Source organism: Rhizobium favelukesii, assembly GCF_000577275.2.
Lineage (GTDB): Bacteria > Pseudomonadota > Alphaproteobacteria > Rhizobiales > Rhizobiaceae > Rhizobium > Rhizobium favelukesii.
In genome coordinates this window covers 3606307-3618231 of the sequence record NZ_HG916852.1, presented here as the reverse complement: position 1 = coordinate 3618231, position 11925 = coordinate 3606307, and the positions used below count along the sequence as shown (strand labels likewise).

At 61.5% G+C, this 11925-nt stretch carries 10 protein-coding genes; 8 read left to right on the top strand and 2 right to left on the bottom strand.

Features of this window, described 5'->3' with window-relative positions; translation table 11 throughout:
- Positions 1-151: 151 nt before the first annotated feature.
- The 5 genes from LPU83_RS56450 to LPU83_RS56430 all read left to right on the top strand — a co-directional run bounded on the left by LPU83_RS56450 (position 152) and on the right by LPU83_RS56430 (position 5369).
- Positions 152-1204 carry a sugar phosphate isomerase/epimerase family protein gene (locus LPU83_RS56450; RefSeq protein ID WP_024314889.1) on the top strand — a complete coding sequence of 351 codons (1053 nt, stop codon included), beginning with the start codon at positions 152-154 and terminating at the stop codon, positions 1202-1204.
- Between the two features lie 97 nt (positions 1205-1301).
- Positions 1302-2489, top strand: a complete 1188-nt coding sequence (locus tag LPU83_RS56445) for a Gfo/Idh/MocA family protein (RefSeq protein ID WP_024314888.1) — start codon at positions 1302-1304, stop codon at positions 2487-2489.
- 123 nt (positions 2490-2612) lie between these two features.
- Complete coding sequence (locus LPU83_RS56440) at positions 2613-2996, top strand: hypothetical protein (RefSeq protein WP_024314887.1); 384 nt, start codon at positions 2613-2615, stop codon at positions 2994-2996.
- Positions 2997-3154: 158 nt separating this feature from the next.
- Complete coding sequence (locus LPU83_RS74260) at positions 3155-3343, top strand: hypothetical protein (RefSeq protein WP_225039742.1); 189 nt, start codon at positions 3155-3157, stop codon at positions 3341-3343.
- 424 nt (positions 3344-3767) lie between these two features.
- Positions 3768-5369: an ABC-F family ATP-binding cassette domain-containing protein gene (locus LPU83_RS56430; RefSeq protein WP_024314886.1), complete on the top strand. Its 1602-nt coding sequence runs from the start codon at positions 3768-3770 to the stop codon at positions 5367-5369.
- Positions 5370-5633: 264 nt separating this feature from the next.
- Here the strand turns inward: LPU83_RS56430 and LPU83_RS56425 are convergent, their stop codons facing one another.
- Both LPU83_RS56425 and LPU83_RS56420 read right to left on the bottom strand, forming a co-directional pair.
- Positions 5634-6362 carry an esterase family protein gene (locus tag LPU83_RS56425; RefSeq protein WP_024314885.1) on the bottom strand — a complete coding sequence of 243 codons (729 nt, stop codon included), beginning with the start codon at positions 6360-6362 and terminating at the stop codon, positions 5634-5636.
- Entirely contained in the window at positions 6359-7324 is a 966-nt protein-coding gene (locus LPU83_RS56420) for an acetylxylan esterase (protein WP_024314884.1), read from the bottom strand. Before LPU83_RS56420 ends, LPU83_RS56425 begins: the two co-directional genes overlap by 4 nt.
- Before the next feature lie 167 nt (positions 7325-7491).
- Here LPU83_RS56420 and LPU83_RS56415 point away from each other — a divergent pair, with 167 nt between their 5' ends.
- From LPU83_RS56415 to LPU83_RS56405, 3 genes are all read left to right on the top strand, one after another.
- Positions 7492-8865, top strand: a complete 1374-nt coding sequence (locus LPU83_RS56415; RefSeq protein WP_024314883.1) for a GH1 family beta-glucosidase — start codon at positions 7492-7494, stop codon at positions 8863-8865.
- A 39-nt stretch (positions 8866-8904) separates the two neighbouring features.
- The gene (locus tag LPU83_RS56410) at positions 8905-9477 is read left to right on the top strand and encodes an NADPH-dependent FMN reductase (protein ID WP_024314882.1); all 573 of its coding nucleotides are present in this window, start codon (positions 8905-8907) and stop codon (positions 9475-9477) included.
- A gap of 132 nt (positions 9478-9609) precedes the next feature.
- A complete protein-coding gene (locus LPU83_RS56405) occupies positions 9610-11820 on the top strand; it encodes a putative bifunctional diguanylate cyclase/phosphodiesterase (protein WP_024314881.1) in 2211 nt (736 codons plus the stop codon).
- The last annotated feature ends 105 nt before the right edge of the window (positions 11821-11925 follow it).

Sequence of the window (11925 nt, the reverse complement as noted above, 5' to 3'; positions counted from 1 at the left end):
GCCGGAGACAGGCCGTGATTAAGTCAGCCGCCTTTGATTTGCGCCCGTTGGGGCAAATTTGCAGTTTCGCCGAAATCGGCTTGCAGACTGCAAATCGCGTGCTAGAACACTGCCAGAAACGTTTACGGTCATCTTTTAGGGAGGAATTGACATGAAAACGATCAAGGGTCCGGGCCTTTTCCTTGGACAGTTCGCGGGCGATGCCGCGCCGTTCAACTCGTGGGATTCGATCACCAAATGGGCGGCCGACATCGGCTACAAGGGCGTGCAGGTTCCGACCTGGGCGGGCCAGTTGATCGACCTCAAGAAGGCGGCTTCCTCGAAGGATTATTGCGACGAGTTCGCTGGCAAGGCGCGCGAAAACGGCGTCGAAGTTACCGAGCTTTCCACCCACCTTCAGGGCCAGCTCGTGGCCGTTCATCCGGCCTATGACGAAGCCTTCGACGGCTTTGCCGCACCTGAGGTGCGCGGCAATCCGAAGGCGCGCCAGGAATGGGCTGTCGAACAGGTGAAGATGGCGCTGACGGCCTCGAAGCATCTCGGCATCAAGGCGCACGCGACCTTCTCCGGCGCGCTTGCCTGGCCGTTCGTCTATCCGTGGCCGCAGCGCCCTGCCGGCCTCGTCGAAACCGCGTTCGACGAGCTTGCCCGCCGCTGGAAGCCGATCCTCGACCATGCCGACGAGAACGGCGTCGACGTCTGCTACGAAATCCATCCCGGGGAAGACCTGCACGACGGCATCACCTACGAGATGTTCCTGGAGCGCGTCGGCAACCATCCGCGCGCCAACATGCTCTACGATCCGTCGCACTACGTCCTGCAGTGCCTCGACTATCTCGACAACATCGACATCTACAAAGACCGCATCAAGATGTTCCACGTCAAGGACGCGGAGTTCAACCCGACCGGCCGGCAGGGCGTTTATGGCGGTTACCAGGGCTGGGTCGAACGTGCCGGTCGCTTCCGTTCGCTCGGCGACGGTCAGGTCGATTTCGGCGCGGTCTTCTCGAAGATGACGGCCAACAACTTCGACGGCTGGGCCGTGGTCGAGTGGGAATGCGCGCTGAAGCATCCTGAGGACGGCGCGCGCGAAGGCGCCGAGTTCGTCAAGGCGCACATCATCCGCGTTACGGAAAAGGCGTTTGACGATTTTGCATCGGGCGGTACGGACCAGGCGGCCAACCGCCGCATGCTCGGTCTCTGAGACACCCGCCCTTGTTAACGGGAAGGGCTGATTGGAACGCAGCAGGAAGGGGTCATCCCTTCCCAGCCCCGCCCCCCACGCATTTCAGGAGGAACCAATGGCAATTGAAGCATCTACAGAACCGGCGCGCGAACCGCGTATCCGCCTCGGCATGGTCGGCGGCGGCGCGGGCGCATTCATTGGAGCGGTCCATCGCATCGCTGCCCGCATCGACGACCAGTACGATCTGATCGCCGGCGCGCTGTCGTCGACGCCGGAAAAGGCGATGGCGTCGGGCCGCGACCTCGGCCTCGATCCGTCGCGCACCTATTCGAGCTACCGCGAGATGGCGATCCGCGAAGCGAAGCTGAAGAACGGCATTGAGGCCGTCTCGATCGTCACGCCGAACCACGTGCACTACGATGCCGCCAAGGAATTCCTGCGTCGTGGCATCCACGTCATCTGCGACAAGCCGCTGACATCGAACCTTGCCGACGCCAAGAAGCTGAAGAAGGTCGCCGACGAGAGCGGTGCGCTCTTCATCCTGACCCATAACTATACCGGCTACCCGATGGTCCGTCAGGCCCGCGAGATGATCGCCAACGGCGAGCTCGGCGATATCCGCATCGTCCAGGCCGAATATCCGCAGGACTGGCTGACGGAAGCCGTGGAGCAGACTGGCGCCAAGCAGGCCGTCTGGCGCACCGACCCGGCACAGTCGGGAGCGGGCGGCTCGACCGGTGACATCGGCACGCATGCCTATAACCTCGCATCCTTCGTTTCCGGCCTCGAACTCGACAGCCTCGCCGCCGATCTCGACAGCTTCGTCGAAGGTCGTCGCCTCGACGACAACGCCCATGTGATGCTGCGCTTCAAGGCGAAGGGCAACGAAAAGGCGGCCAAGGGCATGCTCTGGTGCAGCCAAGTGGCGCCCGGTCATGAAAACGGCCTGAAGGTCCGCGTCTACGGCACCAAGGGTGGCTTGGAGTGGGTACAGGCGGATCCGAACTATCTCTGGTTCACGCCGTTCGGTGAGCAAAAGCGTTTGATCACCCGCAACGGTGCCGGTTCCGGCCCGGCCGCTGCCCGCGTTTCACGCATTCCCTCCGGTCATCCGGAAGGTTACCTTGAAGCCTTTGCGACGATCTACACGGAAGCCGCCCATGCCATCAACGCCCACAAGAAAGGCAAGGCCGTGGACAAGGCCGTCATTTACCCGACCGTCGATGACGGCGTGAAGGGCGTTGCCTTCGTTGAGGCCTGCGTGGCGTCCTCGAAGAAGAACGGTGGCTGGGTCAAGGTCTGACCCGCAATCCGCCAGACTGAATGATACAGCTATTGAGCGCGCCTCTTACAATATTAGGAAGTGCGCTCATTGTCGTTTAACAATGCTGGCAGAAATAAGCGCAACCAGATGGCGAGGCGTCCGATGAAATCTTCTGCTAGAGGTCTCACCTGCGCATTCGCGCTCGCCGCCTTTCCGGCGTTGTCGCAGGAAGTCCCCAATCGCATGCCGAACTTCTATGCCGGCCAGCGTGTCCCCGGCACGGTGAACGTGCAGACGACGGTCTCCCTGTCGGTGCCGGTCGAGGCCGGGCAGGAAACTGGCGAGCAGATCAAGGCCGCCCAGAAAGGGTTCTATCTGATGGCGGGCGGGCAGTGCGATCTCATTTTGCAGACGCTGGCGCAGAGCTGCCAGATCACCAATCTCACGAGCAGCGCGGATCTCAATCGCGGTTCGCGAAACGACATCGTCGTGCGGGGCACCGTGACGATGGCGGTGAAGCTCAAGGATAGCCAAGAGAAGCCGTAACCGCTCCTCGGCATTGTGGTCGAAGCGGCAGATTTGCCGCCTTGAGCCGACCGCATATTAGGCAGCGGCCTGCTGGCGCTTGGTCAGCGCATCGATGCTCAAACGGCCGCCGGCGGGTCTGTGTCGTGAAACGAGCCATTCAGGGTCGGTTGCTTCACATGCGATTCCTGACCGTCGTCACAACCGGACTTGCGCTGATCGCCCCTGCCGCGCACCTCTTTGTGCTCCGGAACAAAATCGGACTGCCGAAAGCGGATGACTTTGTGGCGCAGCAGATCTATCGCGATTGGTGGATCGTCGGCCCTTTCCTGCCGTTGGCGTGGCTCGCCATCTCGGGAACGCCATAGCGGTGCGAGACGACAGGACGGCGATGGTGCTTTCGATCGCGGCGGCGGTGCTATTGGCGCTCAACCTCACGATCGTTTGGCCTTTCACGCAGCCAGCAAACGCCACGCAGGATTGGACCGTTCAGCCTGACAATGGGCAAGCGCTGCGCACCTGATGGCAGTACGCGCACGCAATGCGGCGGCAAACGTCCTCGCATTCTGCTGCGCGGTCGCCGCGTCGATCCACACATATAGCGACGATTCTCCGGTTCGATAGAACGGATTGGATCGGCAAGGGCAGTTGCCGTGGCAAGGCCTGCCCTTGATTTCAGTGTCCTGCCTGCCTAGATTGCGGTCGTCTCCAACACCAACAGGATGTGTGCAGTAATGGATTTCACCCCGATCGCAACGCCAGTTCGCCTTGCCATTCGGGAGTCCTTTATCCATGCCTGCATCCATTACCCTGTCCAATCTTTCGTGGTCCACGCCTGACGGGCGCGCGCTTCTTTCCAATCTCGACCTAAGTTTCGGCGCCGAACGAACTGGCCTCGTCGGCCGCAATGGCGTCGGAAAGACAACGCTTCTGAAGCTCGTCTCCGGTGAGTTGCCGACGCAATCCGGCAGCATTGCCTTCGGCGGGCGGCTCGGCTTCCTGCGCCAGGCGGTGCAGGTGGAGGAGAGTGCGACGGTTGCCGATTTCTTCGGGGCCAGCGATGCGCTGGCCATTCTGCGCCGTGCCGAGGTCGGCGAGGCGACTACCGAGGAGATCGCCTTGGCGGATTGGACCATCGAGGCACGCATAGCCACGGCACTGGAGCGTATCGGGCTCGACGCCCAGCCGGAAACCCTGCTTGCCTCGCTATCCGGCGGGCAGCGGACGCGCGTCAGTCTCGCTGCGCTTATCTTCTCCGAGCCCGATTTCCTCATCCTCGACGAGCCGACCAATAATCTCGATCGCGACGGGCGCGACGCTGTCATCGCATTGCTGGCCAGCTGGCGTGCCGGTGCTGTGGTCGTCAGCCACGATCGCGAACTGCTGGAGACCATGGATGCGATCATCGAGATCACCGCGCTCGGCGCACGGCGATACGGCGGAAACTGGAGCGCGTTCCGGGAGCGCAAGGCCATTGAACTGGCTGCCGCCGAGCACGATCTCGCAGACGCCGAAAGGCGCCTCGCCGATGTCGTCGGCAGCGCCCAGGTCACGGCGCAGCGGCAGGCACGCAGCGATCGCGCCGGGCGCAAGAAGGCGGCAAGGGGGGATATGCCCCGCATCGTCGCCGGCGGCCTCCAGCGGCGGGCGGAAAATACCAGCGGCAACAAGGTTCGCCGCGGCGAAAAGCGCCGCGAGGAAGCGATGCAGGAGGCGTCAGCGGCGCGGGAGCGGATCGAGATCCTTCAGCTCTTCTCGGCCCAGCTTGCGTCGACGGGACTGCCGTCGGGCCGGGACGTCCTGAGGCTGAATGGCGTCACCGCCGGCTATCAGCCAGGTGAGCCCATCGTCCGAAACCTCTCTTTCGGCATCACCGGTCCTGATCGCGTGGCGATCGCCGGGCCAAATGGCTCGGGCAAGACGACGCTGCTCGCGTTGATTTCAGGCACACTGCAGCCATGGTCCGGTACGGTATCCGTCATGACCGGCTTTTCGCTGTTCGATCAGAGCGTCAGCCTGCTCGATCGAGCGCTGTCGATCCGCGAGAATTTCCGCAATCTCAATCCGCGAGCGAACGAAAATGCCTGCCGTGCGGCGCTGGCGCGTTTCATGTTCCGGGCAGATGCCGCTCTGCAGCAGGTCTCGACGCTCTCCGGCGGGCAGCTGTTGCGTGCCGGCCTTGCCTGCGTGCTCGGCGGCGCAAAGCCGCCGCCGCTCCTGATCCTCGACGAGCCGACCAACCATCTCGACATCGATTCCATCGCTGCCGTGGAGGCCGGCTTGCAGGCCTACGACGGCGCGCTGCTTGTCGTCAGTCATGACGAGGTGTTTCTGGAGAATATCGGCGTTGCGAGACGGCTTCAGCTACCTCTTGGCGAAGAGATCATTCTGTAAACGGCAGAGGAGACGGTCTGAGAGGGCTTGGAGGCGTCTTCGACGAAGCCCGCCAGAGCGTCCACGCTGCCTTGGCGCAGCACCTCGCGCACCGCGGGGCGCTTTCGCGAGCGCGTTGTCTGTCAACGAGAGGCTGCTGCGGCCGTCGCTAGGATCGGGCGTGCGCCGCACCCGCCCGTCCCGCTCTATTCGTGCCAGCGTCTGTGGCCATGGAGGGCTGCTCGACCTTGGCAAACCGTTGCTTTCAGCCGCCCTCCCTGAGGATCAGATATAAAGCGCTGCCATCTTCCGCCAGGCGCCGGCACGATGGGCTCGCCCTTCCCAGACGTGTAGATGGTGGCCGACCTGCTTTTCGGAAAGCAGACGGCTGAGGTAGTGATTGTTGTCGAGGAAGGGATCGGCGTCGCCGATCGTCAGAACGATCTCGATCTGGCGCAACTTCTCCAGCTGCCAGCCGCCATCAAGCCCCGGCAGAAAGTGCGTCGGAGTGTGAAAATAGACTGAACTGTCGTAGTAGCCGTCGAACAGATCGCCGAAGGATTCGACCTTGATTGTCAGATCGTAGCGACCGGAAAAGGCGACGAGTTTGCGAAACAAATGCGGATGGTGAAAGACCAGACTGGCGGCCTGGAAGGCGCCGAGGCTGCAGCCATGCACGATGGTGCAATCATGCGCATTCCTCGAAGCCATCAGCGGCAGGACTTCATTCAGGATATAGTCTTCGAAGGCTGCATGGCGGTGAATGCGCTCAGCTGGATGCCGATCGAAGCCGTAGAAGGTCTCGGCGGCCAGCCCCTCGATGCAATAGAGCTGGAGCTGGCCAGCCTCCAGCTTGCCGGCAAGGCTTTCAACAAGGCCGAGCCTTTCATATTCCCAGAAGCGTCCCTCGCGCGTGGGAAACATCAACACCTTGGCGCCGGCATGGCCGAACACCAGCAGTTCCATGTCGCGATGCAAGCGCGGACTATGCCAGCGCAAATATTCTCGGTTCATAACACCTTGAAAAAATGCCGGACCTTTTCACGGAGAAGCGCATTCTGTTCTGTGCTACCAGGATAGTCGAAGTGCCCGGCATCGAGGATGAAGATTTCATTATATTTTGATGTCGACAAAGCATTCGCCACCGCAAACTGGCAGGGTGGTGCGACGGCAGGGTCGAACAGCGCGACAGCAGCAAGCATCGGCACCTTGATCCGGGTTGCGGCACTCGCCGCATCGAACATGCGCAGGGCCTCGAGCACGCTTCCATGAGTCTTCTGGTAGGTCTGGACGGAATCGGCGCTGCCGACGGTCGGCAGTGTCAGCCATCGCTCTCGGTCGCCAAAGGTTGGAACGACGAGGTGGCCGCGATTGATGCGGAGATCGAATGGTATCGCCAAGGCGCCGATGCCGCCCCCGAAACTGACGCCGCTATAGCCGATGTGACCGGCAAGCCATGGATAGAGCGACAGAAGCGTCGAAACGGCAAGCCAGAGGTCATCGACGCAGCCGCCGATGATGTAGTCGTCGGGCTTGTCGATCTCCTGGAGAACATGCCCCGATGCATCCGGCGGGATTGGCGGATGGGGGCTGAGCGACAGGCCGCGAAAGCAGAGGAAGAGGACCGCGGCGTCTTCGACGGGCAGATCGAAATCCGGTGCGTCGCGACCACCATAGCCATGACCCACCACCAGTCCGCGGCGCACCGGCCGGTCGCGCGGCAAAAGCAGCCAGCCGCCGATCCTGATCCCGCCGGTCGAGGTGTAGACGATGTCGAGAACCTGCCAAATGGGATGCGTCAGCGCGCTGATCCGGAGCACCGGCTGCGGGTCCGTCGCGATCGCCCTTTTGTATCGGGTCTGCCAAAACGGGTCGAAGCCGGGCGGCGCCTCCGGTGGCACGATCGCCTGAAGGTCGGGGAGCTTCATGCCGTAGGTCGGGTCGAAGGCAAATGGGTGTGTCACGGGAATGCTCATGCAAGGGTTGTTTCGCGAAAAGACGCGCAATGCAAGGCAATGACTTTGGCAGCGCGCGGAACGGCGCGGAAGGCGCGACTGAAACGTTACAGCGCTGTCATTTCGACTCTGTACAACATCGGTCCGCTTGGCTAAACCGCCTTCGAAACCAAAAGAACGGGATTTCCATGATCGATCCGAAGACCCTTGCTGCCCGCTTGCCTGGCGATTTCACCTTTGGCGTCGCGACGGCGGCGTTCCAAATTGAAGGTGCTTCGAAGACGGATGGCCGCAAGCCCTCCATCTGGGATGCCTTCTGCAACATGCCGGGCCGCGTCTACAATCGCGACAATGGCGACGTTGCCTGCGATCACTACAATCGCCTCGATCAGGATCTCGATCTCATCAAGTCCATCGGCGTCGAAGCCTATCGCTTCTCGATCGCCTGGCCGCGCATCATCCCGGATGGTAGCGGCCCGGTGAACGAGGCTGGCCTGGATTTCTACGATCGCCTCGTCGATGGCTGCAAAGCCCGGGGCATCAAGACTTTCGCAACGCTCTATCACTGGGATCTGCCGCTGCTTCTGGCCGGCGATGGCGGCTGGACGGCGCGCTCGACGGCCTATGCCTACCAGCGCTACGCCAAGACCGTGATGGCCCGCCTCGGCGACCGTCTCGACAGCGTCGCGACCTTCAATGAGCCGTGGTGCATCGTCTGGCTCAGCCACCTCTACGGCATTCATGCGCCGGGTGAGCGCAACATGCAGGCGGCACTCCACGCCATGCACCACATGAACCTTGCCCACGGCCTCGGCGTCGAGGCCATTCGCGCGGTAGCGCCGAATGTTCCCGTCGGCCTCGTGCTCAATGCTTCGTCGGTCATTCCGGGTTCCGAGAGCGCAGCCGACAAGGCCGCGGGCGAACGCGCGCACCAGTTCCACAACGGCGCTTTCTTCGATCCGGTCTTCAAGGGCGGATATCCGAAGGAATTCCTGGAGGCGCTTGGCGACCGCATGCCTGTTGTGGAAGACGCTGACCTCAGGATCATCAACCAGAAGCTCGACTGGTGGGGCCTCAACTACTACACGCCGCTGCGGGTTGCCGATGATCCGGCGAAGAACGGCGACTTCCCCTGGACAATCGAAGCGCCACGCGTCAGCGACGTGAAGACCGATATCGGCTGGGAGGTCTATGCGCCGGGCCTGAAGAACGTCGTCGAGGACCTCTACCGTCGCTACGAGCTGCCGGAGTGCTACATCACCGAGAACGGCGCCTGCTACAACATGGACGTCGTCAACGGTGAGGTCGATGACCAGCCGCGCCTCGACTACTACAGCGATCATCTTGATGTCGTCGCCGACCTGATCAAGGACGGCTATCCGATGCGCGGTTATTTCGCTTGGAGCCTGATGGACAATTTCGAGTGGGCCGAGGGTTATCGCATGCGCTTCGGGCTCGTGCATGTCGACTATCACACGCAGGTCCGCACGGTGAAGAAGAGCGGCGAGTGGTACAGCGAACTTGCGGCGCAGTTTCCCAAGGGCAACCACAAGGTCAGCTGACACATGGCGCGAATCGGCGTCATGTCTTAAAGCGGGCGCATGGAAAAGCCGCTTGTCCTTTATGCGCTCTGCGGCAGCCAGCGAAAGGCTTCGACCAATCGCCGGCTGCTCGAAGCGCTGCGGGACAATGCGCCCGTGGCCGTCTGCGTCGAGATCTGCGAGATGATTGGCGAACTGCCGATCTTCAACCCGGATCGTGAGGGCGAGAATACGCCTGCGCTCGTCGAAGAGTTTGCGGCTAAAGTCCGAGCGTGCGACGGCATCATCGTCGCCTGTCCGGAATACGCCCATGGCCTCCCGGGCGGGTTGAAGAACGCGTTGGATTGGCTGGTCTCCCGCGACGAGGTGCCCTTCAAGCCCGTGATGATCGCGCATGCCTCGCATCGCGGTGATTTCGCGCTGGAACAGCTGACTGAGGTCCTGAAGACGATGTCCTTCGACGTGGTCAATGACGCCGTTTTGCGGATTTCGTTGCTCGGCAAATCGGAGGACGCGCAGGCATCTGTCCTCGCAGAGAGCGTGGAAAACCGCCGGCTCTTATCAGCGCTTGCAAAATTCTGCGCTGCAATCAATCGAACCAGGATCTGGCCGGATCGCTCAAGTCATTGGTAATATTGATCAAATCTGCACGAATCTGCGCTGCTTCCAGCGCTCTTGCAAAATCGCGATGATTAATCGTTACATCGATCTTTAACCGTTTTTTGAGCCCTTGGCTGGCAGACTTCCGTGATCGGGGAGCAGTGAATGCAGGCAATTTTCGGGGGCAGCAAAAAAGTTTCGGGCTTCGGTCGTCATGCGACCGTCGCCGGCGTGCTTTTTTCCTTTGCAATTGTCGTCGCGATCGTCACCGTCATGGTGCTGAGTGCGCTCGAACGCGTTGCAGACCGATCGAATGTGCTGGACGACGAGCGCTCGCGGGAAACCATGTCCGGCGCGCTCAAGACCTTCGAAATGCAATTGAGCGCGACGCTCAACGACTACGCAGCCTGGGATGATGCCGCAGCGAACGTCTATGCGGCCGATGGCATGGCCTGGACGATCAGCAACTACGGCGAGATGTCGGTCAACAGTTCTCTCTTCGACATGGCGATCGTGATCGATGACGAGAAGAAGCCGATCATGGTTTATCGGGAAGGCAAACCGATGGACGGCGCGCTGGATGATTTCTTCTCCCCGTCGCTCTGGACGCTCTTCGACAAAGTGAAGGCGGCGGGGCCGCAGGATAATCCCGAGGCGACGGGCTTCGTTGGCACGAAGGCCGGTATAGCAGTCGTCGGTGTGGCGCTGATACGCGAGAAATCCGGTGCGCTCGACGTCTCGGCAGGAAAGCATCGCTATCTCATCTTTGCGCGACATCTCAGCGCCGACAAAGTTGCCGAGCTTGGCGCGACCTATGTTATCGACGGGTTGAAGCTGGTCGCTCCGGATTTCCAAGCTCCCTATTCGGTGGCGATCGCGGACGCGCAAGCGGTCACTCTCGGCAAGCTCGTCTGGGTGTCGCGGGCGCCCGGCGATATCGGCTACGGCGAAGTTCGCCCGATGGTCGTCAAGGCGCTTGGACTTGTTGGCCTGTTCTTCGTCGTTCTGCTCATCATTGGCTGGTTGGCGCTGCGGCGCCTCAAGGCAGAAGAAATCAACGCCCGGGAGGAAGCAAACCGCGATCGGCTGAGCGGCCTGCTGAACCGCGATGGGCTTGGATCCGCCATCGACGTCTTCGTTGCCGAAGCGGCGCAAACACGCCGCAACGTGCTCATCCTTTATCTCGATCTCGACGGCTTCAAGGAAGTCAATGACGCTTATGGCCATGGCACCGGCGACCAGCTGATCCGCGCGGTCGCCGCCGGTCTCAACGTGCTTATTCCGGAGGGCGCCGTTCTCGCACGTATCGGCGGCGATGAATTCGCCATCGCCTTTGTCTCCGAAAGCGAGCACGCCGTTGCCCTGCAGCTATCCGAGCAGATACTGGACTTCCTGGCAGAGCCGCTGGAGATTGGCCGACGCGTCGTCGTCATTGGCGCGAGCATCGGTATTGCCATGTCGGAAGGCGGCACGATCGATCGCGAAGAGCTGGTGCGTCGGGCCGATCTTGCCATGTACAAGGCCAAGGAAGCTGGCCGTGCACGCATGACGCTTTACGATCCGGCGATGGACGCAGACCGCGGAGAGCGCAATGCGCTGGAACTCGATTTGCGGATGGCGATCGAAGGCGGCGACCTGCAGATTGCCTATCAGCCGCTGATCGATGCGCCGACCCATCAAATGACCGGTGTCGAAGCATTGGTGCGATGGAACCGCCCGGGACACGGCCCGGTCTCGCCCGAAACATTTATTCCCATCGCGGAAACCAGCGGGCTTATCGAGGCGCTGGGGCTTTTCGTTCTGCGCAAGGCCTGCGAAACCGCCAAGCAATGGCCGGAACTGCGTATCTCGGTGAATGTTTCTCCCGGGCAGTTCCGCAACCCGGCCTTTGCCGACTATGTCCGTTACGTGCTGAAGCAGACTGAGATCGAGGCCAAACGTGTGACGCTTGAAGTCACCGAAGGCTATATGATCCAGAACCCACAGCGAACCCGGCAGGCGATCGAGCGGTTGAAGGCGCTGGGCGTCAAGGTTGCGCTCGATGATTTCGGCTCGGGCTTTTCCTCCATCGGCTATTTGCGCCAGTTCGGCTTCGATCGCATCAAGATCGACCGCTCGTTGGTCATGGATATCCTCGAAAGCGATAGTCAGCGCGAAATGCTGCAGGCGACAGTGGCGCTTGCCCGCTCGCTCGACATTCCGGTCACCGCCGAGGGCATCGAGACCGAGGAGCAGGCCATTGCGGTGCGGCTCTTCGGCTGCGATACGCTACAGGGTTACTTCTTTGGTCGGCCGATGCCGGCCGATCAGATCACCGAGCGGCTGATGCAGGCGCGCGCGGCGAAGGTCACCACCCGCCGCCCCAATGCCGCCTGAAAACAGGTCGGCCGAAGTCGCGCTTTAGAGCATCGCACTTGAATTGAGAATCGAGTGGGGTTTTCACGAGGGTATTGGTGTGATTCACTGCGGTTGGAGGTGAAT

Excerpts from the sequence above, each read along its gene's own strand:
- LPU83_RS56450 (WP_024314889.1), top strand. The coding sequence starts at position 152 with ATGAAAACGATCAAGGGTCCGGGCCTTTTCCTTGGACAGTTCGCGGGC.
- LPU83_RS56445 (WP_024314888.1), top strand. The coding sequence starts at position 1,302 with ATGGCAATTGAAGCATCTACAGAACCGGCGCGCGAACCGCGTATCCGC.
- LPU83_RS56440 (WP_024314887.1), top strand. The coding sequence starts at position 2,613 with ATGAAATCTTCTGCTAGAGGTCTCACCTGCGCATTCGCGCTCGCCGCC.
- LPU83_RS74260 (WP_225039742.1), top strand. The coding sequence starts at position 3,155 with ATGCGATTCCTGACCGTCGTCACAACCGGACTTGCGCTGATCGCCCCT.
- LPU83_RS56430 (WP_024314886.1), top strand. The coding sequence starts at position 3,768 with ATGCCTGCATCCATTACCCTGTCCAATCTTTCGTGGTCCACGCCTGAC.
- LPU83_RS56425 (WP_024314885.1), bottom strand. The coding sequence starts at position 6,362 with ATGAACCGAGAATATTTGCGCTGGCATAGTCCGCGCTTGCATCGCGAC.
- LPU83_RS56420 (WP_024314884.1), bottom strand. The coding sequence starts at position 7,324 with ATGAGCATTCCCGTGACACACCCATTTGCCTTCGACCCGACCTACGGC.
- LPU83_RS56415 (WP_024314883.1), top strand. The coding sequence starts at position 7,492 with ATGATCGATCCGAAGACCCTTGCTGCCCGCTTGCCTGGCGATTTCACC.
- LPU83_RS56410 (WP_024314882.1), top strand. The coding sequence starts at position 8,905 with ATGGAAAAGCCGCTTGTCCTTTATGCGCTCTGCGGCAGCCAGCGAAAG.
- LPU83_RS56405 (WP_024314881.1), top strand. The coding sequence starts at position 9,610 with ATGCAGGCAATTTTCGGGGGCAGCAAAAAAGTTTCGGGCTTCGGTCGT.